Source organism: Streptomyces sp. NRRL F-2664 (assembly GCF_000719345.1).
Classification (GTDB): Bacteria; Actinomycetota; Actinomycetes; order Streptomycetales; family Streptomycetaceae; genus Streptomyces.
Genome location: NZ_JOFX01000003.1, coordinates 151,927 through 173,831, shown reverse-complemented (window position 1 = coordinate 173,831; position 21,905 = coordinate 151,927). Strand labels below are relative to the sequence as shown.

Annotated in this window: 19 protein-coding genes and 2 pseudogenes; 8 read left to right on the top strand and 13 right to left on the bottom strand. The window is 71.9% G+C overall.

Features of this window, described 5'->3' with window-relative positions; translation table 11 throughout:
* Positions 1–116 precede the first annotated feature (116 nt).
* Complete coding sequence (locus tag IF89_RS0105325) at positions 117–1,841, bottom strand: GAF domain-containing sensor histidine kinase (RefSeq protein WP_030761889.1); 1,725 nt, start codon at positions 1,839–1,841, stop codon at positions 117–119.
* Positions 1,842–2,006: 165 nt separating this feature from the next.
* Here IF89_RS0105325 and IF89_RS0105320 point away from each other — a divergent pair.
* Together IF89_RS0105320 and IF89_RS0105315 are read left to right on the top strand one after the other, a co-directional pair.
* Positions 2,007–2,345, top strand: a pseudogene (locus IF89_RS0105320) (zinc-binding dehydrogenase); the annotation flags it as partial.
* Between the two features lie 145 nt (positions 2,346–2,490).
* Positions 2,491–2,892 carry a CBS domain-containing protein gene (locus IF89_RS0105315; protein ID WP_078628103.1) on the top strand — a complete coding sequence of 134 codons (402 nt, stop codon included), beginning with the start codon at positions 2,491–2,493 and terminating at the stop codon, positions 2,890–2,892.
* Positions 2,893–3,353: 461 nt separating this feature from the next.
* Here IF89_RS0105315 and IF89_RS0105310 read toward each other — a convergent pair whose 3' ends face one another.
* Positions 3,354–5,750, bottom strand: a complete 2,397-nt coding sequence (locus IF89_RS0105310) for a phosphoketolase (RefSeq protein ID WP_030761872.1) — start codon at positions 5,748–5,750, stop codon at positions 3,354–3,356.
* Between the two features lie 442 nt (positions 5,751–6,192).
* Here IF89_RS0105310 and IF89_RS0105305 point away from each other — a divergent pair, with 442 nt between their 5' ends.
* Together IF89_RS0105305 and IF89_RS37710 are read left to right on the top strand one after the other, a co-directional pair.
* Positions 6,193–6,549, top strand: coding sequence for a hypothetical protein (locus IF89_RS0105305; protein ID WP_051806810.1), 357 nt, complete (start codon positions 6,193–6,195; stop codon positions 6,547–6,549).
* Between the two features lie 59 nt (positions 6,550–6,608).
* A pseudogene (locus IF89_RS37710) lies at positions 6,609–7,546 on the top strand (flotillin domain-containing protein); the annotation flags it as partial.
* Between the two features lie 182 nt (positions 7,547–7,728).
* Here IF89_RS37710 and IF89_RS0105295 read toward each other — a convergent pair.
* The 4 genes from IF89_RS0105295 to IF89_RS0105280 form a co-directional block, all read right to left on the bottom strand.
* A complete protein-coding gene (locus tag IF89_RS0105295) occupies positions 7,729–8,259 on the bottom strand; it encodes a hypothetical protein (RefSeq protein WP_030761866.1) in 531 nt (176 codons plus the stop codon).
* Positions 8,260–8,507: 248 nt separating this feature from the next.
* Positions 8,508–8,903 (bottom strand): response regulator transcription factor, encoded by a 396-nt coding sequence (locus tag IF89_RS0105290; protein WP_030761863.1) that lies wholly within the window; start codon positions 8,901–8,903, stop codon positions 8,508–8,510.
* Positions 8,900–9,475 carry a hypothetical protein gene (locus tag IF89_RS44460; protein ID WP_158717806.1) on the bottom strand — a complete coding sequence of 192 codons (576 nt, stop codon included), beginning with the start codon at positions 9,473–9,475 and terminating at the stop codon, positions 8,900–8,902. Before IF89_RS44460 ends, IF89_RS0105290 begins: the two co-directional genes overlap by 4 nt.
* The gene (locus IF89_RS0105280) at positions 9,472–9,774 is read right to left on the bottom strand and encodes a hypothetical protein (protein ID WP_158717805.1); all 303 of its coding nucleotides are present in this window, start codon (positions 9,772–9,774) and stop codon (positions 9,472–9,474) included. Before IF89_RS0105280 ends, IF89_RS44460 begins: the two co-directional genes overlap by 4 nt.
* Before the next feature lie 351 nt (positions 9,775–10,125).
* Here IF89_RS0105280 and IF89_RS0105275 point away from each other — a divergent pair, with 351 nt between their 5' ends.
* Complete coding sequence (locus tag IF89_RS0105275) at positions 10,126–11,010, top strand: helix-turn-helix domain-containing protein (RefSeq protein WP_158717804.1); 885 nt, start codon at positions 10,126–10,128, stop codon at positions 11,008–11,010.
* A 152-nt stretch (positions 11,011–11,162) separates the two neighbouring features.
* The gene (locus IF89_RS0105270; RefSeq protein WP_030761854.1) at positions 11,163–12,152 is read left to right on the top strand and encodes a helix-turn-helix transcriptional regulator; all 990 of its coding nucleotides are present in this window, start codon (positions 11,163–11,165) and stop codon (positions 12,150–12,152) included.
* Between the two features lie 95 nt (positions 12,153–12,247).
* On the opposite strand, the gene IF89_RS0105265 is transcribed toward IF89_RS0105270, so the two are convergent.
* The 4 genes from IF89_RS0105265 to IF89_RS37705 all read right to left on the bottom strand — a co-directional run bounded on the left by IF89_RS0105265 (position 12,248) and on the right by IF89_RS37705 (position 15,214).
* Positions 12,248–12,652, bottom strand: coding sequence for a hypothetical protein (locus IF89_RS0105265; RefSeq protein ID WP_030761851.1), 405 nt, complete (start codon positions 12,650–12,652; stop codon positions 12,248–12,250).
* A gap of 48 nt (positions 12,653–12,700) precedes the next feature.
* Positions 12,701–13,132, bottom strand: a complete 432-nt coding sequence (locus IF89_RS0105260) for a DUF2690 domain-containing protein (RefSeq protein ID WP_051806808.1) — start codon at positions 13,130–13,132, stop codon at positions 12,701–12,703.
* A 200-nt stretch (positions 13,133–13,332) separates the two neighbouring features.
* A complete protein-coding gene (locus IF89_RS0105255; RefSeq protein ID WP_030761845.1) occupies positions 13,333–14,517 on the bottom strand; it encodes a cytochrome P450 in 1,185 nt (394 codons plus the stop codon).
* Complete coding sequence (locus IF89_RS37705; protein ID WP_043193026.1) at positions 14,507–15,214, bottom strand: tRNA-dependent cyclodipeptide synthase; 708 nt, start codon at positions 15,212–15,214, stop codon at positions 14,507–14,509. Before IF89_RS37705 ends, IF89_RS0105255 begins: the two co-directional genes overlap by 11 nt.
* Before the next feature lie 387 nt (positions 15,215–15,601).
* Here IF89_RS37705 and IF89_RS0105245 point away from each other — a divergent pair, with 387 nt between their 5' ends.
* Entirely contained in the window at positions 15,602–16,576 is a 975-nt protein-coding gene (locus tag IF89_RS0105245) for a TAXI family TRAP transporter solute-binding subunit (RefSeq protein WP_030761840.1), read from the top strand.
* 73 nt (positions 16,577–16,649) lie between these two features.
* Here IF89_RS0105245 and IF89_RS0105240 read toward each other — a convergent pair whose 3' ends face one another.
* The 3 genes from IF89_RS0105240 to IF89_RS0105230 form a co-directional block, all read right to left on the bottom strand.
* Positions 16,650–18,035 carry a sensor histidine kinase gene (locus IF89_RS0105240; protein ID WP_030761837.1) on the bottom strand — a complete coding sequence of 462 codons (1,386 nt, stop codon included), beginning with the start codon at positions 18,033–18,035 and terminating at the stop codon, positions 16,650–16,652.
* The gene (locus tag IF89_RS0105235) at positions 18,032–18,706 is read right to left on the bottom strand and encodes a response regulator transcription factor (RefSeq protein WP_030761834.1); all 675 of its coding nucleotides are present in this window, start codon (positions 18,704–18,706) and stop codon (positions 18,032–18,034) included. Before IF89_RS0105235 ends, IF89_RS0105240 begins: the two co-directional genes overlap by 4 nt.
* A gap of 88 nt (positions 18,707–18,794) precedes the next feature.
* Positions 18,795–20,207 (bottom strand): MFS transporter, encoded by a 1,413-nt coding sequence (locus IF89_RS0105230; RefSeq protein ID WP_234327657.1) that lies wholly within the window; start codon positions 20,205–20,207, stop codon positions 18,795–18,797.
* Between the two features lie 299 nt (positions 20,208–20,506).
* On the opposite strand from IF89_RS0105230, the gene IF89_RS0105225 reads away from it, so the two are divergent.
* The gene (locus IF89_RS0105225; RefSeq protein WP_030761828.1) at positions 20,507–21,847 is read left to right on the top strand and encodes a phytase; all 1,341 of its coding nucleotides are present in this window, start codon (positions 20,507–20,509) and stop codon (positions 21,845–21,847) included.
* Positions 21,848–21,905 lie beyond the last annotated feature (58 nt).

Genomic DNA, 21,905 nt, shown 5'->3' with positions numbered 1-21,905 from the left:
GACCCCGGACCGTTTCCGCCGTGACCTTGCCCCCCGCCGGCGACCCGGTCAGGACACCGGGTGGGCTCTCAGTTGCGTCGCGCTGGCTGCATGGGCCGGATCGACTGAGCCGGCGGTCACTCAGCGGGGCCGGAGGCGAGAGGCGCGCGCCACACCAGTCGGCTGCCGCCCTCGTCCGGGCACCCGATTTCCAATGCGCCACCCACGCTGCGGGCCCGCTCTTGGAGGTTACCCAGGCCGCTGCGCCTGCCGTCCGCGGGTATGCCCCTGCCGTTGTCCGTCACAGTGAGGACGACTTCGTCGGAGGTGGCTTGCAGAGCGACCTCGACGCGCGTGGCGTGCGCGTGGCGTGCGGCGTTGCTGAGCATCTCGGTCAGGGCCGCCATGACGTGATCGGCCACCGACGGAGGCACATCCGTATCCAGCAGGCCCTCCATGCTCAGGCGGGGCGGGAACCCGAGCGTTGTTGCCGTCTCACCCACGGTGCGGGCCACGCGTGCGCGCAGGCTCGGCCCGATGTCCTCCTCGCGGGCACGCAGTCCGAAGATCGTCGAGCGAATGATCTTGATGGTCTCATCGAGGTCCCCAACGGCGCGCAAGACCCGCTCTGCGGCGCCCTCGTGCTGGACAAGCCGTGCGGCACTTTGCAGCGTCATGCCGGTCGCGAAGAGGCGCTGGATGGCGAGGTCGTGCAAGTCGCGGGCGATGCGGTCGCGGTCCTCCAGGAGCGCGAGCTGCTCGGCGTCCCTGCGGCGCTCGGCCAGCTCAAGGGCGAGCGCGGCCTGTCCGGCGAAGGCCAGCAGCGGTAGCAGCTCTGCTCCGGTGAAGACCGGGTCTCCTTGGTGCCTGGCCAGCAGCAGGACGCCGCGGGTGTCCTTGGCGGCTGTGCCCAGAGGAACGGCGACTGCGGGGCCCAGGCCGTCGAAGCGGCGGGGCCCCGCAGTGTAGCGGTCGTCCTCCGCGAGGCCGGTCGTGGTCACGGATGCACCGGCCTTGTAGGCGGCGCCGGAAAGGGTGCCTTCGACCGGTACCACCAGGCCTCGGCGGGTGTCGTTGTCGGCGCCGATGGCCAGCTCGACGACGAGGTCGTCTGCTCCGGTCACAGGCACGGACACGTCGGCGAGCGCTGCGCCGGTGATCTCCTGGGCGCGGCGGGCGATGAGTTCCAGGACCGCCAATCGCGGGCTGCCCGAGAGCAGGCTGTTGGTGATCTCGGCGCTCGCTTGCAGCCAGCGGTGCTGGCGCTGAGAGGCCTCGTAGAGCCGGGCGTTGTCGATGGCGACGCCGGCGGCCACCGACAGGGTGGAGATCACCGACTCGTCCTCGGCGTCGAAGTCCAGGCCCCCGTGTTTGTCGGTCAGGTAGAGGTTGCCGAACACCTCGTCGCGTACGCGGATGGGCACTCCGAGGAAGGTCCGCATGGGAGGGTGGTGGGCGGGGAAGCCGTAGGAGGCCGCGTGGGCGCCGAGGTCGGTCAGGCGGAGCGGTTCGGGGTTGCGGATGAGTTCGCCGAGGATGCCGTGGCCGGCCGGCAGGGGGCCGATCCTGGCGATCTCTTCCTCGGTCAGTCCGACGGTGAGGAACTGCGACAGGGTCCTGCCGTCGGGGCCGATCACTCCGAGAGCCCCGTACTGGGCGTCGACGAGCAGGGCGGCGGCTTCCACGATGCGCCGCAGCACTTGTGAGAGGTCCAGTTCGCGGCCGACCGAGACGACGGCCTCCAGCAAACTGTGCACCCGGTCCCGGGTGCCGCGCGCGGCGTTGATGCGCGCCTGCAGTTCCTCCAGCAGCTCGTCGAGCCGCATCTGAGGCATCCGCGACAGCGGCTCCTCCACGCCCACCGGTTCTCCTCCGTCGATCACCCGCCCGTACCGTGGACAGCCTATCGGCCGTGCGGGGGTGACCCGAGAGTCGGATCAAGGGCAGTGGCCGGGGACCGGCGTCGTAGGCGGCGCGCATGATGTCCTCCATGTCGGCGAGCATCGGCGTGCGCCGGTTGGCCGGGGGTGCTCCAGCGACACGGCGGAGCCCACGCGGGCCTGGCGCTGGCGGTGGACGAGGAGACTTTCGCGACGGCCCTGGCCGGTCTGCGGCGTGGCGGCAAGCTCGTCATGGTGGCCCTGTCCGCGGACGGCATCGACCACGTACCGGTCTTCTCCACCGTGCTCGGCGGGACAGCCGTCATCGGCTCGATGGTCGGCACCCGGCAAGACCTCGCCGAGGTGTTCCAGCTGCACGCCGCCGGCCGCACCCGCGTCGTCCACGAGTCCCGGCCGCTGTCGTCCGTCAACGAGTGCATCGATGAAGTCCTCCAGGGTCATGTCAAGGCACGCGCGTTGCTGTGAGCGGGGGCCAAGAACTGGGCGAGCAAATGGAGATGAGTAGGCTCGCGGCCGGATCGGGTCAGGCCACGGCCGCGTGCTGCGGGCCCTGAGGCGGGTCGCCCACGCTCACCCCACCACCCCACCTGCCCGGACGGCAGGGGGGTTGATGTCGAGTCCTGCGGTCACCGTGCATCCCGAACAGCGCGTGGTCGACGCAGCGCGCATCATGGAACGCCGCCACATCGACCGGCTGCCCGTGGTGGACGAGGAAGACCGTCTCATCGGCATCACGACACGCCGCGACCTCCTGCGCGTCTTCCTGCGCACCGACCAGGAGATCCGCGAAGACGTGGCCAGCGCCTTCTGCCTCCGCAGTCCCGCGCACGACGCCGCCACACTCCACATCGAAGTCCGGGACGGGATCGTCACCATCGAGGCCGCCGCCCCTCGGATCAACGCCACGGCGTTGATCCGAGCCGCGTGGCAGGTCGACGGTGTCGTCGGCGTGCTCAATCGGCTGACAGCCGACCGGCGAGACGCCTCGTCTGCACGGCCAAGCGCGTTGTAGCAGATGGGCTTTCCGGAATGCTGGGGGAAATGCGCCTGGACTTTGAAGCCCCTGGCCATGGAAGACGGCCCGTTGCCGGTCGGTCATCGCCCACCCAGGAACAGCGCCAGCCCGTCCGCTGCTTCCATGCCACGCCGTGACCACCCACACCCTTGCGATCACCAAAGCTCGTTCTCGGTTCTGGCCGCTGGTGTCGCCCACCACGCCTCAACAGTTGCGCGTCACACCTCATCGGGGGATGCGCCGCTCTCGCCGACCACCGCCCGGCCAGCGCTCGGTGAACGCCGCGCCACCACCGCTTGCTGACAGCCTGGCCTGCCAGGACCACCAGCTGGTCGCCCTCGCATGCGTACTGCATCGGCAGAAGCCCCTGGCGGCTGGTGCGAGGTGCCCGGAACGACAGGGCACAGGGCCAGGTTTGCTGGGCACTACGCAGGCGGGGCGGCGTCACAGTCGCCTGCTCAGTGAGCGTGGGCGTTGCTCCAGGACCAGTCGGTGACTTCGGGCATGTCGGTTCCGTGTTCGCGGATGAAGGTGTGGTGGCGGGTGCGGGCGTCGGCCATGGCCTGCCGTACGCCCACGGCCCGTACGGCAAGTCCCGGCACGCGGTCGATCACGTCCATGACGAGGCGGTAGCGGTCGAGGTCGTTGCGTACGACCATGTCGAAGGGAGTCGTCGTGGTGCCCATCTCCTTGTACCCGCGGACGTGCAGGTGCGGATGGCCGGCGCGGCGGTAGGCCAGGCGGTGCACCAGCCACGGGTAGCCGTGGTAGGCGAAGATCACCGGCTTGTCGCGGGTGAACAGGGCGTCGTATTCCAGGTCTGTCATGCCGTGCGGGTGTTCCTCGTGGGGCATGAGACGGGTCATGTCGACGACGTTCACCACCCGTACGGTGAGCTGGGGCAGGTGGTGCCGCAGGAGGCCGGCCGCCGCGAGGATCTCCTGGGTGGGTACGTCACCGGCGCAGGCAAGGACGACGTCCGGATCCCGCGAGCCGTCATCGGTGCCCGCCCATTCCCATACACCGGCCCCGCGGGCGCAGTGCGCGCGGGCTTCCTCCAGGGAGAGCCAGTCGAAGCACGGCTGCTTGCCGGCGACGATCACGTTGACGTAGTCGCGGCTGCGCAGTACGTGGTCCGCCACGGACAGCAGGGTGTTGGCGTCCGGCGGCAGGTACACGCGGACGACCTCGGGGCTCTTGTTCAGGACGTGGTCGACGAAGCCGGGGTCCTGGTGGGAGAAGCCGTTGTGGTCCTGGCGCCACACGTGGGAGGTGAGGAGGTAGTTGAGGGAGGCAATGGGTGCGCGCCAGTGCAGGGCGCGGGAGGTCTTGAGCCATTTGATGTGCTGATTGACCATGGAGTCGACGATGTGGACGAAGGCTTCGTAGCAGGAGAACAGCCCGTGCCGGCCGGTGAGCAGGTAGCCCTCCAGCCAGCCCTGGCAGGTGTGCTCGGAGAGGATCTCCATCACCCGGCCGTGCCGCTCGAGGTGCTCATCGGTGTCCAGGACCGGGTCCTGCCATGCCTTGCCGCTCGCGGCGTAAACGGCCTGGAGGCGGTTGGAGGCGGTCTCGTCGGGGCCGACGGGGCGGAAGTCGCGGCGCTCGCCGGTAGAGGCCATGACGCTCTCGAGGAGCTGGCCGAGTACCCCGGTCGGCTCATGGCGGGTCGCGCCGGGCCGGTCCACGGGGACGGCGAACCGTTCTAGCGGGGGCAGGGGCAGCTCCCGGAGCAGCAGGCCGCCGTTGGCGTGGAGGGTCGCACCGAGCCTGCGTTCGCCCTCCGGCACGCAGTCCAGCACCTGGGGGCGCGGCCGGCCGGTCTCGTCGAAGAGCTCCTCGGGGCGGTACGAGCGCAGCCATGCCTCCAGCTGGGCCCGGTGGCCGTCGTTGTCGCGGACTTCGGCCAGGGGAACCTGGTGGGAGCGCCAGGTTCCCTCGACGGGCACGCCGTCGACCTCGGCGGGCCCGGTCCAGCCCTTCGGCGTGCGCAGGACGATCACCGGCCAGCGGGGCCGTCCGGCGGGGGCGCCGGTGCGGGCTTGCTGCTGGATATGCCGGATGCGGTCAAGGGCCGTGTCCATCGCGGCGGCCATGTCCTGGTGGACCTGGTGGGGGTCGTCACCGGTGACGTGGAGCGGGTCGTGGCCGTATCCGCGAAGCAGTTCGTCGAGCTCGGCCTCGGGCAGCCGCGCGAGCACGGTCGGGTTCGCGATCTTGTAGCCGTTGAGGTGGAGGATGGGCAGGACCGCGCCGTCGTGGACGGGGTCGAGGAACTTATTGGAGTGCCAGGAAGCTGCGAGCGGTCCCGTCTCCGCCTCGCCGTCGCCGATGACGCACGCCACCAGCAGGTCCGGGTTATCCAGGGCGGCGCCGTAGGCGTGCGACAGGGAGTAGCCCAGTTCACCGCCCTCGTGGATCGAACCGGGGGTTTCGGGCGCCACATGGCTCGGCACCCCACCGGGGAAGGAGAACTGCCGAAACAGCCGGGTCATGCCGTCCTCGTCGCGACTCACGTCCGGGTAGACCTCGCTGTAGCTCCCCTCCAGCCACGAGTTGGCAAGAACGGCCGGCCCGCCGTGTCCCGGCCCCCAGACGCACAGCGCGTCGATGCCGTGTCGCTTGATGATCCGGTTGAGGTGGGTGTGCACGAGATTGAGGCCCGGGGAGGTACCCCAGTGTCCGAGCAGCCGCGGCTTGATGTGCGCCGGTTCCAGCGGCTTCCTCAGCAGCGGGTTGCCCATCAAGTAGATCTGGCCCGCCGACAGGTAGTTGGCGGCCCTCCAGTGCGCATCGAGCGCACTGAGCTCCTTGTCGCTCAGCGGTACGCCGTGGGGGCGCTCGTCCTTGCGCATGCTTCCTCCATGGTGTGTGGTTGCGGGTGGCAGACGGAGCCGGGCCGGTGGAGCCGAAGCGTGTAACGCCCACGGCGCAGGGATGCGAACGGCCAGAGCACCGCCCGGGGGCTTAGTCATCCCGCACTTTGACGGCCCGCGGCGCCATGGTCGCTAAATGCACCTGCCAGCCATGACGCTGACACAGCGAAAGTCTCGGAGTAAGGGCCAGATGGGCCACTTCAGCAGCCCGCCCTGGGCTGTTCTCGGTAGACCACCACGTACCCGTTTTTTTACGTGTCGTTTGGCTCCGGGCCCTGGGTCGAACGGCCTTTGGCGGGCGCCGATACGTCCCGGATAGGTGGGTCGTGCGGGGTCCGGTCGCACCGCGGCGGCGGGCCGGTCGGCTCTGCCGACGGCAGACGGCGCCCGACAGGCTGAGAGCGACCAAGGAGGAGTTCCCATGAGCGGTCTCAGGACCAGCCAGGCAGTCGACGTCCACGTCCGCAGCCGAGGACGCGTGCCTCAGGGTGCGGACACCTACGCACGGGGGAAGGTGCTCGCGACCCTCGACCACGTGAGCGAAGCGGTGCTGGCCGCACAGGTGAAGCTCACCCAGGCGGTCAATGATTCGGCGGCTCGTCCCGCCGCGGCCCAGGCCGTGGTCGATGTGAACGGCCGACCGGTACGTGTCCACGTGGTCGCGAGCACCATGTTCGAGGCGGTCGACCTTCTGCAGGAGCGTCTGGCCGCGCGGCTGGCCCGGGCACGACGGCACCGTCAGCGCGGGCTCCTTCGGTGCCCAGCAGGCGGGGTGTGACGGCACCGAGAACGGACAGCGTCCGCACCTGCCGCCCGAAGAGCGCCACATCGTGCGGCGACCGTGCCGGCTTCGCCGGACAGGTCGCCGAGGAGGCCGAGGCCAGCCTGTCGGGCCAGGGCCAGGGCCTGGACCTGGACGCCTTCCAGATCCAGGACATCACCGCCGAAGGGTCCTACCTCGAAGACCTCGGACGCCCCGAGGCGGCCCGCGCCAAGCAGGAAGCCGATATCGACGAGGCCAACGCCCGCCAGGCCGCCGAACAGGCCCGCCTGAAAGCCGAGGAGGAAATCGCCGTCGCCCAACGCACTCTGTACCTGCGCCAGGCCGAGATCAAGGCGGAGACCGACGCGGCGACCGCCCAGGCCAACGCCGCTGGTCCCCTGGCGGATGCCGACAGGCAACAGCAGATCCTCGCCGAGCAGGAGAAGGTCGCCGAACGTCAGGCAGCGCTGACCGACCGCCAGCTCGACACTCAGGTCCGCAAGCCAGCCGACGCCCGCCGGTACCAGGCCGAGCAGGAAGCGGAAGCCCTCCGCGTCGCCCGCGTCAGCAGGCCGAAGCCGAGCGCCTTGCCGCCATCGCCGCCGCCCAAGCCGAAGCCGAGCGAGCCCGCCTGACCGGCGAAGGGGAGAAGCAGCGCCGCTCCGCCCTCGCCGAGGCCGAGGCCATCGAGGGCGCCAAGCGAGGCGAGGCCGAACGCGCCCGCCGCGCGGCGATCGCCGAAGCCGTACGTCTGGAGGGCGACGCGGAGGCCGCGGCCATTCTGGCCAAGGGCGCAGCCGAGGCGGAGGCCATGCAGAAGAAGGTGGACGCCTTCGAAAGCTACGGCGACGCCGCGATGATCCAGATGATGGTCGAGGCACTGCCCCAGGTCGTGGCTAAGGCCGCCGAACCACTGTCCGCCATCGACAAGATGACCGTCACCTCCACTGACGGCGCGAGCAAGCTCTCCCGCACCGTCACCGACAACGTCGCCCAGGGCATGCAACTCCTCTCCCAATAGGGCGTGTCTTTCGGATCGGGCCGGGCCCCGCGTGCCCGGCCCGATCCGAAAGACACGCCCCAGCCCTGACCGCGACCTGACGACCCGTGCGGGGTGAACGGTTCACAGGGCGGGCGGGGGCCGAGGGGGCGCGGGCGGAGGCGTGACCGCACGCCTCCGCCGCACCGCGTCGCTCAGGAGCTGGCCGCCTTCGTGCAGGCCGAGCTGCCACCGCAGAAGGTCACGTCCCAGTGGTTGCCCTCGCGGGCGTACACATTGCCTGCCGCGGACCGGTAACGAGCCGCGCCGTCACCGCGGTTGGCGATCCTCGTGAAGCTGCCGGTGATGTAGTTGCTCACACAGCTGGTCGGGCTGAAGTCGATCTTGTAGCCGTTCCAGTGGCTGTAGGTGCCGGAGGCGTGCCCCGTCTCCGTGCCGCCCGTGATGGTCAGGTTGCAGGCGCTCGCCTTGCGCAGGGTGCTGACATCGCTGATCGTGGCTGCGTTGACCTGCTCCAGCGAGGTGCAGCTCGGGTTGTTGCGGTTGCTGCACCCTCCGCTGGAGGACAGGCCGATCCCGCCGGTCGCCTTGAGCTTGCTCACCGCCGAGGCGTGGCTGAGCTTGGCCGGGGCGGCGTGGGCGGTGCCGGGGACGAGCAGGCCGACGAGGGCGGCGGTGGTGCCGACGAGGCTGGTGGCGACGGTGGTGCGGACTCGGCTGCGCATGAGTTTTTCCCCTTCTCGGTGTCGGTGCGCGGTACCCGGGTCCTCACCGCGGTGTGCGGCGTGGACTGCCGGGCGGTGTCGCTCACTTCAGCACCATCAGGGGTGGTTGCCCAGGCCGAACAGGACGGTCGTCCGGTGCAGGACACCTGTCCGCAACCGGACGGGCGGACGGGTCGGGGACCCCTGACCGGACGGGAGCGGTACCGGACCGCAAGCAGCGGGGCTCCGGCTCCGGGCCGCCGCTGTCCTCACCTGCCGACGGGCAGCCAGCCGATCCGGATCGCCGCCAGCGCCAGGGTGAACCGGTTGTTCGCTCCGGTGCGCCGGCTCAGGGACTCCACGTGCCGCCGGACGGAGCGCTCGCTCACGTTCAGCCGGCGGGCGATCGCCCCGTCCTTGGCCCCGCCCGCCATCAGCACCAGTACGTGCCGCTGGAGCGGGGACAGGGGCGGCGGACTGCCGCAGGCCGAGTCGAGGCCGGCGGCCGTCGAGCGGGCGCACAGCAGGTCGATCTGCTCCAGGAGTGCCGTCTGCTCGGCCAGCAGCCGGTGGTGCGCCTTGAGCAGCCGTTCACGGTCCGCCAGCAGCTCCTGGTAGAGCCGCAGCGCCGGTCGGGCCTGCCCCTCGGTCGTCGTACTGGTCATGGTGCTCCTCCCGGCCCGTCAGCCGCGGCCGCGGTGCCGCTCCCGGCCCAGGTGATCGCGCCGTCGCAGTTGGCCTCGGTGAACTGCCGGGCCAGTGAACCGTCACCGGCCCGTGCCCCGGCGGCGGCCTCCTCGGCGAAGCGCCGGCCGTCCGGGTCCTGCGGTCCGTAGGTCGGCAGGACCTCCTCCAGCACCTGCAGCGCGGCAGCGGCGGCAGCGGCATCCGCGCGGTCGTGGGCAGCGGCCCAGGAGAGGTACCAGGCACAGGAGTTGGCGATTTCAAGGATGATCCGTTCGCTTCCGGCGGGCGCCGCGTCCGTTCCCCTCGGGGCGCTGTTCCGGGAGAGCCGGTCGAGGTCCGGCCGGTGGTCGGCCGGCCACCGGAAGTCGCCGGCCGCCCTGCGCAGCGCGGCGTCGAACCCCTGCTGGTCCAGCAGGACCGGCGGGGGCCCGGGGACGGGGGAGCCCGCGCCGGGCCCGCCCGCGCACCCCGTCGGCAGCGCGGACAGCCCGGCGGCCAGCACGCAGGCGACCGTGAGCGACTTCACGGGGGACGGCGCACGCGACCTCACACGGGGTTCCATGGTGGTGCCCTTTCTGCCGGAGGGTCCCGAGCCGGCGTCCAGCCGGCCAGGAAGGGCGCGCCGGTGAGCGCCCGGTGGATGATCCGGTCCGCCGTCGCGGCGGCCTCCCGCGCATCGGCGGCGAGCGGGAAGAGGACGATGTCGAGGCGTCCCGCCGTGGACCGGGTGTACACGTGCTCCAGTCGGTCGCCGGTGGTGGCGGTGGACCAGATGACATCGGTGACGAGGTTGCCGTCGAGGAGCAGCGCGGGCTGATCCGGTGACGCCGACAGAACGACGACGGTCATGATCAGATGCATGGACCGGTCAGTCCCAGATCAGGCCGAAGAAGTACAGGAACATGGCTGGCCTCCCTTTCGGAGAGAGCGGACGGGTGCGGCGGGCCCGCGGGGTGTTCCCGGGAACCAGCTTTCCGTCCGGCACCGGCCGGTGGAAGCGGCCGGCGGTGAGAGCAAGCGTTCCGGAGTGCTTGGTGTCACCGTCCGTTCCCCCCGCCTTACTGTCGGCGGATGTGAAACCGGCCAGATCCCGTGCGTATCGGGCAATCTGCCGGGAGGGCCTACGGATCCGCCCGCGGCTGCTGCATGCTGGTCGCCGTCCGGTCCGAGGCGGCTCGCGCCCAGTACGAGCGGATAGGCATGGACACGACCCTCGATCCTGCGGAGTCCTTCCACCGAGGAGCCCGCAGCGTGCGCTCCCGCCCGGGACCGGCCCTGCGCGGCCAGGTGCTCGGCTACCACGGCTACCGGTTGCCGGACGGCCTGCGCAGGACCCGCCTCGAAGTCCCCGACGGGGTGGTGACCCTGGTCATCGCCCTGGACGGCGGTCTGCGGCTCACCGCCGGCGGGCCGTCGCGGAGGGCCTCGTCCTTCCTCGCCGGGCTGCGCACGACCGCGACGCGGGGCGAGCACTCCGGGGGTTTGCACGGCATCGAAGTGACCTTCTGCCCTCTCGGCGCCTACCGGATCTTCGGAGTGCCGATGCGCTGCTTCACCGAGGCCTTCACCGACCTCTCCGACCTGCTCGGCCCGTCCGCCGGTCTCCTGGTGGAGCAGTTGCAGGAGACCGGCTCCTGGGCCGGCCGGTTCGCGCTCCTCGACGCCGTCTTCACCTCCTGCGCCGAGAAGGGCGGCAGGGTCTCGCCCGAAGTGCGCGAGGCGCTGCGCCGACTGGGCGGGGACTGCCGCCCGCAGGCCCTCCCCGGCATCGCCGAGGAGGTCGGCTGGAGCGCCCGCCACCTGAGGGAGCGGTTCGGGCAGCAGGTGGGGTTGGCCCCCAAGGCCGTGGCCAGGGTGGCCCGGCTGCAGCGGGCCCTGCGCCTGCAGGCGCGCGGCCTGGACGGTGCCGAGGTGGCCGCGCTGGGCGGATTCCACGATCAGGCCCACTGCATCAGGGAGTTCAAGGCCATGACGGGACTCACCCCCACGCAGTTCTCGGCCCACCGGGGCGGCCTGCCGGCGGGCTCACCGCTGGACCGTGTGGCGGGCCGGGTGACCAGCCTGCTGCTGCCGGACCCGGACTGAACTCCGATTCCTACAAGACCGCCGGGCGCTCCCTCCTCCATGCTGCTGTGCGCCCGGGCGGACCGGGCGCGAGCACGGCAGCAGGGCGCCGGGCACGGCAGGACAACGCTCGACAGAGCGGGAACGGATGCTACGCGGGGAGGAGCGCAGGGATGCTGTCCGCACTGGGACTCGACACACCGGCCGAGGCCGTCTACCGGCTGCTGGCCGCCCGGCCCGAGGGCTGGGGCGTCGGGCAGATGGCCGAGCACCTCGGACTGGAGGAACAGCAGGTCCGGGACGCACTGGACAGGCTCGCCGAGCTGACGCTGCTGCGGAAGTCGGCGGACCGCCCCGGGGGATGGCGGGCCATTCACCCCGAACTGGGACTGCACCTCCTCCTGCGCCGCCAGCAGGAGGAACTCGAACGCCGCCGCCGGGAACTGGCCGACACCCATGCCGCGGTGAGCCGTATGATCGCCGACTTCGCCGAACCCGCCGAGGGGAGCGAGGGGCCCGACAGCGAGCGCCTGATCGGCATGGACGCCATCCGGAACCGCCTCGAACGGATCGCCGGCAAGGCCACCTCCTCGGTCTGGACCTTCATGCCGGGCGGCGGCCACTCCCCGGCCTCCATCGAGGCGGCCCGGCACAATGACGCCCAGATTCTGCTGCGCGGAGTGGAGGTGCGCACCCTCTGCCTGGACAGCGTCCGCAACAGCGCCTGCACCCTCGACTACGCCCGTTGGCTGACCGAATCCGGTGGCGAGGTGCGCACGGTACCCACCCTGCCCCTGCGCATGATCCTCGTCGACGGGGCCAGCGCCCTGGTCCCGCTGGACCCGTCGGACACACGGCGTGGGGCGGTCCTGCTGCACGCCGCCGGGGCGATCACAGCACTGGTGACCTTGTTCGAACAGGTGTGGGAAGTGGCCCTGCCGCTCGGCGCGCAGCCGGCCCGGCACCGGGCCACCGGTCTGACGGCACAGGAGCGGGAGCTGCTCACCCTGCTGGCCAAGGGGCTGACCGACGAGACGGCGGCGGGACGGCTGGGCGTCTCCCTGAGTACCGTCCGCCGTTCCATGGCGTCGATCATGGAACGGCTCGGTGCCCGCAGCCGCTTCGAGGCCGGACTGCGTGCTGCGCAGGCCGGCTGGCTGTGATCACCGGCATCGACGCGGCCCGCGCCGCGGTGCCCCGTCCGCGGCGACGAGCGTCGCAGGAGACGGGGCACCGCGGGTCGCGCCTGCTCCTGCGGTCAGGAGTAGACGTTCCAGTTGAGGGTGCCGGTCCAGGAGATCCTGTGCGGGCTGACGACGTCCGCGGCCGCGCCCAGGCAGAAGACCGTACCGGCCCTGAAGCCCGAGCCGAGGCGTTGACGGGCGCCCGAGCCGACCTCCCGGTCCGTCCCGCGGACACTGCGGTCACTGCACTTGTACCAGAAGGCCTTCATCGCGATACCGCCGCTGTCGGCCCTGAGGTAGAGGTGCGAGCCGTCGGCGGTGATGGTGCGGGCAGTGCCGTAGTACGTGTTGCTCCCGCCGACCTGGCCCCCGACGTTGGCCGTGGTGGCCTGGGCCGGGGCGGTGGCCAGCGCGAGCGAGGCGGCGAGCCCGGCCGAGGTGACCAGGAGCCTCCGGGTGGTCGTGCCGAGCGGATTCATGCGGTGCACTTCCTCTCGTGGGAACGGCGGACCGGCATCGGCGGTGCGTCAGTAGCCGCTGGTGCAGGCTGTGTTGGTGCCGCCGAACTCGGAGGGCCAGATGCCGCAGGCCCAGGCCTTCACGTCCTTGTCGTTGATCATGACGCTGTAGAACTTTCCGCTGCCCCGGGTCGTGTACTTCTTCCCCTGGCTGTTCTTGATCTCTATCCGGGACCCGGACGGCGCGTTGATCTTGAATCGGCCCCACGCGGCGCGGCATGACGGGCTGTAGCGCAGCTCCATGGCGCCCATCGGGTCGCTCGACTCCCCTACGGTGCGGGCGTCGTTCTGGCAGTTGGTGTTGGCCGGGTTCAGGCCGTTGCACGCCGACCCGACACAGCTCGGGGCGGTCGGGGCGGCAACGGCGGCGGGAGCGGTCAGCAGACCGGCGACCAGGAGCACTCCGGCGCTCAGCGAGGCGGCTGCGATGCGGTTCCTCATGACATGCCTTTCGAAGGAGACGATGCGAACGCATGGGAAGCATCGGTCGGACGCAGGTGTCGGAGGAAGGTGGAGCGGCTGAGAGCAAGCGCTCACGAACGCTTGCTCTCAGCCGCGGGCGCACGGGGACGGCTCCGGCCGGATTCCCCCCGGCCGGCGCCGTCCGCGACGTGCGGGCGCGCCGCCGCGCGCCGTCGCCGTCACCAGAGGACGGGCAGCCGCTCCGGCAGGCGCTTCATGAAACGGGTGCGCCAGACCAGCTGGTCGAACGGCACGGCCAGCTGCAGGTTCGGCATCTTCTCCAGCAACACCTCGAGGGCGATCTCCGTGTGCCGCTTGCCCAGCGCGGTGGCCGGGCAGTAGTGCGGTCCGCCGCCGAAGGACAGGTGCGTAGCGGCGTTCGCGCGGTCGATGTCGAAGACGTGCGGGTCGGAGTAGACCGCCGGGTCCGTGTTGGCGGCCTCGACCAGGACGAGCAGCAGCTCGCCCTTCTTGACCTCGACGTCGCCGAGGGTCACGTCCTCCAGCGCGAGCCGCGGCAGGCCGTCGGCGATCGACAGGTTGACGCGCAGGAGCTCGTCGACGGCGGAGGGGATCCTCTCCGGGGACGTGCGCAGCTGCTCCCACACGTCGGGATTCTGCAGGAGGGAGACGATCGCCATGGTCAGGAAGCCCATGGTCGAGATCACTCCGGCACCGAACAGCGTGACGCCGACGGTCGCCAGCATCTCGTCCGTCAGGTGCGCGTAGTCGGGGTCCTCGCGCAGCGCGGCCAGCTCGGCCATCAGTCCGACGGTCGCCGGGTCGTCGAGGCGCTCGACCATGTACGCCATGTCGCGGTCCCAGTTGAGCTTGGCGCCCGTGACGGGGCAGGCCGAGTTCATGAACGCGATGTCCAGGCTGGCGGCCAGACGCGGGGCGTCGGCCTCCGGGATGCCCAGGATGCGGCAGTGGAGGTTCTCCGCGTACGGGTTGGTGAACTGCCCGCGCAGATCGACCGGAGCGCCGCTGCGCAGCAGACCGTCGACCAGGGTGTTCGCCTGGTCGCGCATCCAGCCGGTGAGGTTGCCGGTCTTCGGGTTGATCGCCTTGAGCACGGCCTTGCGCAGGCCGGCCCCGGTGATGTTGCCCATGTTGTTGACGACCTCGGGCGGGATCGTCAGCGCGTACTGCCGGGGCACGCCGGGGGCAGAGGTGTCCTTCAGGCTGAAGCGCGGGTCTTCGAGGACCTGCTTGCAGAGCGCATAGGACGAGACGAGCCAGGCCTCGTCACCGGCTATGGTGCGGACGCGCTTGACCGGCTCGTTGCGCAACTGCTCGACTTCGGCGGGCAGTTGGTCGCCGCGTGCGGAGAACGGGAAGTCGAGGAGGGTGTCAGCGGTCATCGGAGTCTCCTTCGGCGGGGGTGATGATGGCGTGGCCCTGATTGCGTGAGGCACGAAGCCCCGAGCCGCGCGAGTAGAGCAGTTCCGCCATGGGCAGGAGCTGGTGGTAGCAGTTGAGGGAGGAGGGCACGCCCAGGATGGCGGGTGTGTCCAGGAACAGCGGCGCCTCGGCGCAGACGTACTCCAGGCAGACCTCGCGCTGCCGGGTGGTGGCGGGCTTCCCGTCGAGGACCTTGGAGGAAAGGAACCCGTCCACGAGGGAGTTGCAGGTCTCGCGGAACTCGGGATCGATGTCGAGCAGGTTGTTCAGGTGGTTGTGGAGGCTCCGGTACGCCGGGATGTCGGTGAGGGACGACATCGGTCGGGCCCGTAGGCGGACGCCGGTGGGGTCCGCTTCGGCGGCGGCGTTGTTGACCTTGGCGCGGACACCGCGGAGGTTCTTCACCGCCTTGCGGCGGGCTTCGTCCTCGCCGTATCCGAGGGCCTCGTACATTTCCGCGACATGCATGTCGGTGTAGATCAGGTCGACCTGCGCGAAGTTGCGCAGCCCCCACTGGGCGAGGTCGTTGACCCGCTGGGCCGAGAAATAGCTGTTGCCCGGCGAGATGCCGATGACGGCGTGGTCACCTTCGTTGTGGATCACCTCGCAGTGCGGGGTGTATGGCCGGACTGTGAAGACTTCGGTTGCTGTCGTCAACAGGGGTCGGGTCCTTTGCGCCGCAAGTCCCGTGGGGCCCTGTGCCCCGGGTGTGGCGGCGACGTGTTGGAAGGTACCCCAACTCAGAGCGACGTTCCATGTCTCCTGGGTAGTAACTCATCTGGCGGACAGACCAGTTGACCAGGGCATCTTTCAAGCGTCGACACCGGCGCCGCGACGCCGCGACCTGCGGCTCGCCGCCCCGCCGCGCCCGGGAGGATCCACGGACGGCACCCCGGCGATCCGTTGCGATCCGTACTGCGGTTGTTCATCGGGCCGTCACCGTGGAGCCCCGCGGAAGCGGCCGCGATGCGGCATGCCGCATCATGGTGAGCCGCCCGCGGGCCGCATCCCCGCCCGTCCGACGACCCGCCTGGAGGCCGGCAGTTGAACCGACCGTCGCGCCGCGCGGTGCTCGCCGCCGGCATCGGCGCCGCCGCGGCGACGCTCGGTGTCGGATGCTCCGGCGACACCGGCCCCGTACGGCGGCTGCGGCTCGCGACGGGCCCCGAGGGCGGCCCGTACAACGCCTTCGGCAAGGCCCTGGCGCTCGCCGTCGGTGCCGGCGACCTGCCGCTGGAGATCGTCCCGGTGAGTACCGCGGCGAGCGTGAACAACCTGCGCGGTCTCGACGAGGGCTCTGCCGAACTGGCCCTGGCCATGGCGGACAGCGCCGAGGACGCGGTGCTCGGCCGTGACGCGTTCACCGGCCCCGCGGCGGTGGCGGCACTGGCCCGCGTCTACGTCAACTACACGCACCTGGTCGTCCCCGCCGACGGTCCGGTGCGCTCGGTGTCGGACCTCGCCGGGCGGCCGGTCGCGGCCGGCGCGACCGGTTCGGGGGTACGCGTGATCGCGCAGCGGATCCTGCGGGCGGCCGGTGGGGCCGGCCCGGGCGGATCGGGCGCGCAGGCCCTCGAACGGCCGCTGGGCCTCGCCGCGTCGGTGGCGGCGCTGCGCGAGGGCACGGTCGACGCGCTGTTCTGGTCCGGCGGCGTGCCCACACCGGCCCTGTCCGCGCTGGCGCGCGAGGTGCCGCTGCGCTTCCTGCCGCTGGACGCCTACGTGGCCCCGCTGCGGGAGCGCCACGCCCCCGTCTATACGGCGGTGACCCTGCCGGCCGGGGTCTACGGGCTCAGGGAACCGGTGGGCACCGTCGGCGTGGGCAACTACCTGCTGGCCCGTCCGGACATCGAGCCGTACGTCGTGCGGGGCCTGCTCCGGGTGGTCTTCGACCGGTGGCGCGACCTCCTGCGCGAGGTGACAGCAGGCGCCCGCCTGGAGCCCCGCTTCGCCATCTCGACCGGCCAGGTCCCCCTCCACCCGGGCGCGGCCGCGTACTACCGCTCCGTCTACGGCTAGGGCGCGTCTTTCGGATCAGGCCGGGCTCGCGAGGCTCGGCCTGATCCCAATGACACGCCGTGGGCGATGTCGTCTACGGCCGGCCGGTCCCCTCCGGCGGCGGCAGGTGGAGCAGGGCGGCGAGGCCGTGCGGGGTGTTGGCGGTGATGTCGAGGGCGCCGCCGCTGATGCGGGCGATCTCGTCGGCGATGGCCAGGCCCAGCCCGCTGCCGGGGACGTTCTGGTGGGTCGGCGAGCGGGTGAAGCGCCGCAGCAACGTGCCGAGTTGCTCCTGCGGTACGCCCGGACCGTCGTCCGTGACGCGCACGACGGTGCTGCCGTCCGGGCGCCGCTCGGCGCCGACCGCGACCCGGCCGCCCCGGGGCACGAACTTGACCGCGTTGTCCAGGAGCGCGTCCAGGATCCGCCCGGCCGCGTCGGGCAGGGCGTGCGCCCACAGGCCCTCCGCGACAGCCTCGGCCGTGAGTTCCAGCCCCGCCGCATCGAAGACCGGCGCCCAGGCCGCGACCCGGTCCCGTACCGCCCGCGACACGTCCTGGCGGGCCAGTCCGGCCGTACCGGATTCGACGCGGGCCAGGGCCAGCAGGCCGTCGAGCAGCTCCTCCAGACGCTCCGCCTCGTCCAGGGCCCGCGCGTGCTCGGCGAGCCCGGGCCCCGGGGTGATGTGCGGCTCGACGTTCTCCAGCTGCAGCACCAGGGTCGCCAGCGGGTTGCGCAGCTGGTGGGAGGCGTCGGCGACGAAGTCGCGCTGGCGGCCGATGGAGTCGGCCACGGCGTCCGCCATGGAGTTGAAGTGCTGCCGCAACCGCCGCAGTTCGGGCGGGCCGGTGTCCGAACCGGCCCGGGCTCCGAGGCTGCCGGCCGCCAGCCGTGCCACCGCCCCGTCCAGGTCGAGGACCGGCCGCAGCAGCCAGCGGGCGATGCCCGCGGCGACCAGGGCGGCCGCCGCGAAGGACCCCAGCGCCCCGGCGGCGACCAGCGACCAGCGGACCGTGACGTCCCGCCGTGCCGCGTCCGTAGGGACCGCCAGCAGGACGGCCCCGCTGACCCGCTCGTCGCGTCCCACCGGCTCGGCGAGCAGGACACGGCCCGGCCCCCACGGCCGCAGGGTCGGCAGCCGGTCGGTGGAGCGGCCGGTCAGGGCCCGCCCGCGGGCCTCGGCCGCCTCGGCGCCGGGTTCGGCGCCCGCCCGCAGCAGGGTCGCGCCCGTCGTGTCCACGACCACGACGCCCGCCCCGTACAGGTCGGCGTACCGGCCGATCTCGGCCGCCAACTCCGCCCGGTCGGCCTCGGTACGCATCCGCTCCGCCAGATCGGCGAACCGCACGGCCTCGGAGCGGCGCTGGAGCAGCAGGTGCTCGGTCCGCCCCCGCGCGTACCCCTCGGCCAGGGGGAGGCACAGCAGCAGCGCCGCGACCCCCATCAGTACCGTCAGTACGACCAGGAGCCGGCGCCTCACCGCTCCCCGCCGAGCTGGTAGCCGTACCCGCGGACGGTGCGCACCAGCCCGGAGCGGCCGGTCTTGGCCCGGATGCCCGCCACGTGGACGTCGAGCGAGCGCGAGGCGGCGAGGAAGGCGTCACCCCAGATCCGGTCCAGGATCTCCTCGCGGGTGTGCACCTCGTCCGGCCGGGCCGCCAGGAGGGCCAGCACGTCGAACTCCCTTCGGGTCAGGCGCACGTCGACGCCCGCCACGGTGACCGTGCGGCCCGCCGGGTCCACCTCCACGTCCCCGCGGCGCACCGTCGCAGGTCCGGGGGCGGTGCGGCCGGCGTGCGCATCCGTACGCCGCCGCACCGTGTCGATCCGGGCCATCAGTTCGGCCATCCGGAAGGGCTTGACCACGTAGTCGTCGGCGCCCGCCCGCAGCCCCTGCACGATGTCGCGCTCCTCGCAGCGGGCGGTCACCACGATCAGCGGCACGCCGCAGACGGTCCGCAGCCGCCGCAGCAGCTCTATGCCGTCCAGGTCCGGCAGGCCGAGGTCGAGCAGGACGAACTCCGCCTCCCGGGTGTGGCGCAGCGCGTCCTGGGCCCGCGCGACCCGCCGGACGGTGTGCCCGCGCTGGGCGAGGGCGGTGCCGAGTGCCTGGGCCATCCGGTCGTCGTCCTCGACGAGGAGCGCGTGCATGGGGGCCTCCTCGCGGCGGGGCGGGCGGCCGGCGCGGCCGCCGCCCGACAGGCTACCGCTGCCGCTCGGCGGGTCGCTCGGGGCGGGCTCACGGGGTGGAGGCCGCCGCGGCGTCACGCCGGTCCGCGGCCCGGTCGGCGTCCGCGTCGGCCTCGGCGCGGCTGAGCGCGGCGTCGCGGGTGTCCGGCATCAGCACGTAGGTGACGAGGGAGATCAGCGCGCAGCCGGAGACGTACCAGAAGAACATGGTCTCGTGACCACTGTCCTTGAACCAGAGCGCCACGTACTCGGCGGTGCCGCCGAACAGTGCGTTGGCGACGGCGTACGGCAGGGCCACCCCCAGCGCGCGGACCCGCGTGGGGAACAGCTCCGCCTTGACCGCCGCGTTGATGGACGTGTAGCCGGTGATGATCACCAGGGCGAGCAGGGACAGGCCCAGCGCCGACCAGTACGAGGAAGCCGATCCCAAAGCGGTCATGATCGGATACGTGCCGACGGTGCAGCCCACCGCGAAAGTGATCAGCAGGGGACGGCGGCCGATCCGGTCGGACAGCATGCCGGCGAAGGGCTGGAGCACCGCGAAGACGGTGAGAGCGGTGAAACTGACCAGGGTGGCCGTCGTCCTGGCCATGCCCGCGCTGCCGACCAGGTACTTGGTCAGATAGGTGGTGTAGGTGTAGTAGGCCACCGTGCCGCCGAGGGTGAGAGCCATGACCAGACCGGCCTGGCGCCGGTACTGCCACAGGGCTGCCAGTGTGCCGCGCGCGGTGTCGTCGTGCGCGTCCTCGCCGGCCGCCGCCTCCTCCTGGAAGGCGTCGGTCTCCTGGAGCCGGCGCCGCAGCCAGAAGACGACCACCGCGAACAACGCCCCGAGCACGAAGGGGATCCGCCAGCCCCAGCTCTCCAACTGCGATGTGGTCAGGGTGTGTTGCATCGTGATCAGAATGCCCAGGCCCAGCAGTTGGCCGCAGGTCATCGAGACGTACTGGAAGGACGAACCGAGGCCGCGCCGGTTGCGGGCGGAGGCCTCGGTCAGATAGGTGGCGCTGGCGGCGTACTCGCCGCCGATGCTCATCCCCTGGAGCAGCCGGGCCAGCAGCAGGACCAGCGCGCCGAAGTAGCCGGCCTGGCCGTAGGTCGGGGCGACGGCGATGAGCAGCGCGGCGACGGACATCATGGTGACCGTGAGCGTCAGGGCGCTCTTGCGGCCGTGCCGGTCGGCGGCGCGGCCGAGGATCCAGCCGCCCACGGGGCGCATCAGGAAGCCGACGGCGAAGATCCCGGCGGTGTTCATCAACTGTGTGGTCGGGTTGTCGCCGGGGAAGAAGGAGTCGGCGAAGTAGATCGCGAAGCTGGCGTAGACGAACCAGTCGTACCACTCGACGAGGTTGCCGAGCGAGCCGCCGATCAGGGCGAGGCGGCGCTTCGCGCGCTCGTCGCCGGGCGGCGGGACAGGGCTGGTTCCCGGCTCGGACCCGGGCACGACGGCGGACGAGGACATGGCGGCTCCGGAGAGAAGTCCCTGAGGGGAGAGGGGAGTGGCGACACCCCGCGAGTGGGGGAGTGCCCAGAGCATGCGGCCGCCGTGTCGCCCGGACAAGCTCCGCCGCGCAGATCTAACGTTCCGCTAAGGAAGCGGGAGGCACCCGGGATTCACGCGGTGGTCATGGACGCGTCATGCCTGCTCCATGGGGGTCACCCGCGGGTGCCCCACGGTGGGGGCGGCTCGGCCGCCGGGCGCCCGTGGGACCCGACTCCGCGGCCGGCCGCACCCCGGGAACCGACCGACCAGGAGGCAAGATGACCGCGATCCCGAGAAGGCGGACGACGGCGCTCGGCGTGGCCGCCGCGGTGGCCCTGGGGCTGCTCGCCGTACCGGCGCACGCCCGGGGCGACCGCGCGGCCCCGCCGTCGCTGCCCGGCGTACCCGCCTCCGTCGAGACGCCCTCCCTCTTCGACGACGAGGCCGGCGGCAACGCCGACGCGGACGACCCCGCCATCTGGCGCAACCCCGAGGACCCCGACCGCAGCCTGGTCATCGCCACCGCCAAGGAGGGCGGACTGCGCGTGTACGACCTCGACGGGCGCCAGGTCCAGTCGCTGCCGGCCCCGCCGCCGCCCCGGGACGGTGACGCCCCCGGCCGCTTCAACAACGTCGACCTCATCACCGGCCTGCGCTTCCCCGGCGGCCGCCACGACGTGGCCGTCGTCTCCGACCGGGGCCGCGACCAGTTGCGCGTCTACCGGATCGACCCCCGGCGGACCGGCGCACCCCTCGTCGACGTCACCGACGAGGACGCGGCCCCGCTCGTCTTCTCCGCCGGACCGGACGAGGTCGCCGACCAGCGCACCGCCTACGGCCTGGCCGCCTACACCGACCGCCGCAGCGGCCGCTCCTTCGCGGTCACCAGCCGGCGCCACGCCACCGCCCTCGCGCTGGCCGAACTCCTGCCCGATGTGCGGGGGAAGGTCGGCTACCGCACCGTGCGGACCACCTCCCTCCCCAGTGCCTTCCCGCTGCCCGACGGCAGGACGTGGACGCCCTGCTCGGAGCCGGGCGAGTTGCCCCAGGTCGAGGGCATGGTGATCGACCCGGACACCGGCGACCTGTACGCGGGCCAGGAGGACGTCGGCATCTGGAAGCTCGACGCCGACCTGCGCTCGCCCGCCCGCCTGATCGAGAAGGTCCGCTCCTTCGGCGTGCCCGGCACCTGGAACCCGCAGACCGAGGAGTGCGACGCGGGCGCCGACCCCGGCTACGGCGGCCGGCACCTGGCAGCCGACGTGGAGGGACTCACCATCTGGCGCGATCCCCGGCACCCGCGCCGGCCCGGCTACCTGCTCGCATCCAGCCAGGGCGACGACACCTTCGCCGTTTTCGACCGCGAGCGCAGTGACACCTACGTCCGCGGCTTCCGCGTCACCGCCGACGACACCCCCGGAGCGCCCGACGGCTCGCAGGAGTGCGACGGCGCCGCCGTCACCAGCGCTCCGCTGGGCAGGAGGTTCCCGAACGGCCTCCTCGTCGTCCAGGACGGGGCCAACACCCCCGCGAGCACGGGCTCCGACGGGGAGGTCCGTGCCGACACCGACTTCAAGTTCGTGGACCTGGGCCGCCTCCGGCGCGCCGTACGCCTGTGACCGCGTCCGGGCCCGCCGGCACCCTGCGGCGCCGGCCGGCCCGGACACCCGGACACCC

Bases quoted from the DNA above. Each gene is read 5' to 3' on its own strand.
- IF89_RS0105265 (WP_030761851.1), bottom strand. From the start codon at position 12,652: ATGAATCCGCTCGGCACGACCACCCGGAGGCTCCTGGTCACCTCGGCC.
- IF89_RS0105255 (WP_030761845.1), bottom strand. From the start codon at position 14,517: ATGACCGCTGACACCCTCCTCGACTTCCCGTTCTCCGCACGCGGCGAC.
- IF89_RS0105275 (WP_158717804.1), top strand. From the start codon at position 10,126: ATGGACACGACCCTCGATCCTGCGGAGTCCTTCCACCGAGGAGCCCGC.
- IF89_RS0105290 (WP_030761863.1), bottom strand. From the start codon at position 8,903: ATGACCAGTACGACGACCGAGGGGCAGGCCCGACCGGCGCTGCGGCTC.
- IF89_RS0105315 (WP_078628103.1), top strand. From the start codon at position 2,491: ATGTCGAGTCCTGCGGTCACCGTGCATCCCGAACAGCGCGTGGTCGAC.
- IF89_RS0105260 (WP_051806808.1), bottom strand. From the start codon at position 13,132: ATGAGGAACCGCATCGCAGCCGCCTCGCTGAGCGCCGGAGTGCTCCTG.
- IF89_RS0105225 (WP_030761828.1), top strand. From the start codon at position 20,507: ATGACCGCGATCCCGAGAAGGCGGACGACGGCGCTCGGCGTGGCCGCC.
- IF89_RS0105270 (WP_030761854.1), top strand. From the start codon at position 11,163: ATGCTGTCCGCACTGGGACTCGACACACCGGCCGAGGCCGTCTACCGG.
- IF89_RS0105235 (WP_030761834.1), bottom strand. From the start codon at position 18,706: ATGCACGCGCTCCTCGTCGAGGACGACGACCGGATGGCCCAGGCACTC.
- IF89_RS0105310 (WP_030761872.1), bottom strand. From the start codon at position 5,750: ATGCGCAAGGACGAGCGCCCCCACGGCGTACCGCTGAGCGACAAGGAG.
- IF89_RS0105230 (WP_234327657.1), bottom strand. From the start codon at position 20,207: ATGTCCTCGTCCGCCGTCGTGCCCGGGTCCGAGCCGGGAACCAGCCCT.
- IF89_RS0105295 (WP_030761866.1), bottom strand. From the start codon at position 8,259: ATGCGCAGCCGAGTCCGCACCACCGTCGCCACCAGCCTCGTCGGCACC.
- IF89_RS0105305 (WP_051806810.1), top strand. From the start codon at position 6,193: ATGAGCGGTCTCAGGACCAGCCAGGCAGTCGACGTCCACGTCCGCAGC.
- IF89_RS0105280 (WP_158717805.1), bottom strand. From the start codon at position 9,774: ATGACCGTCGTCGTTCTGTCGGCGTCACCGGATCAGCCCGCGCTGCTC.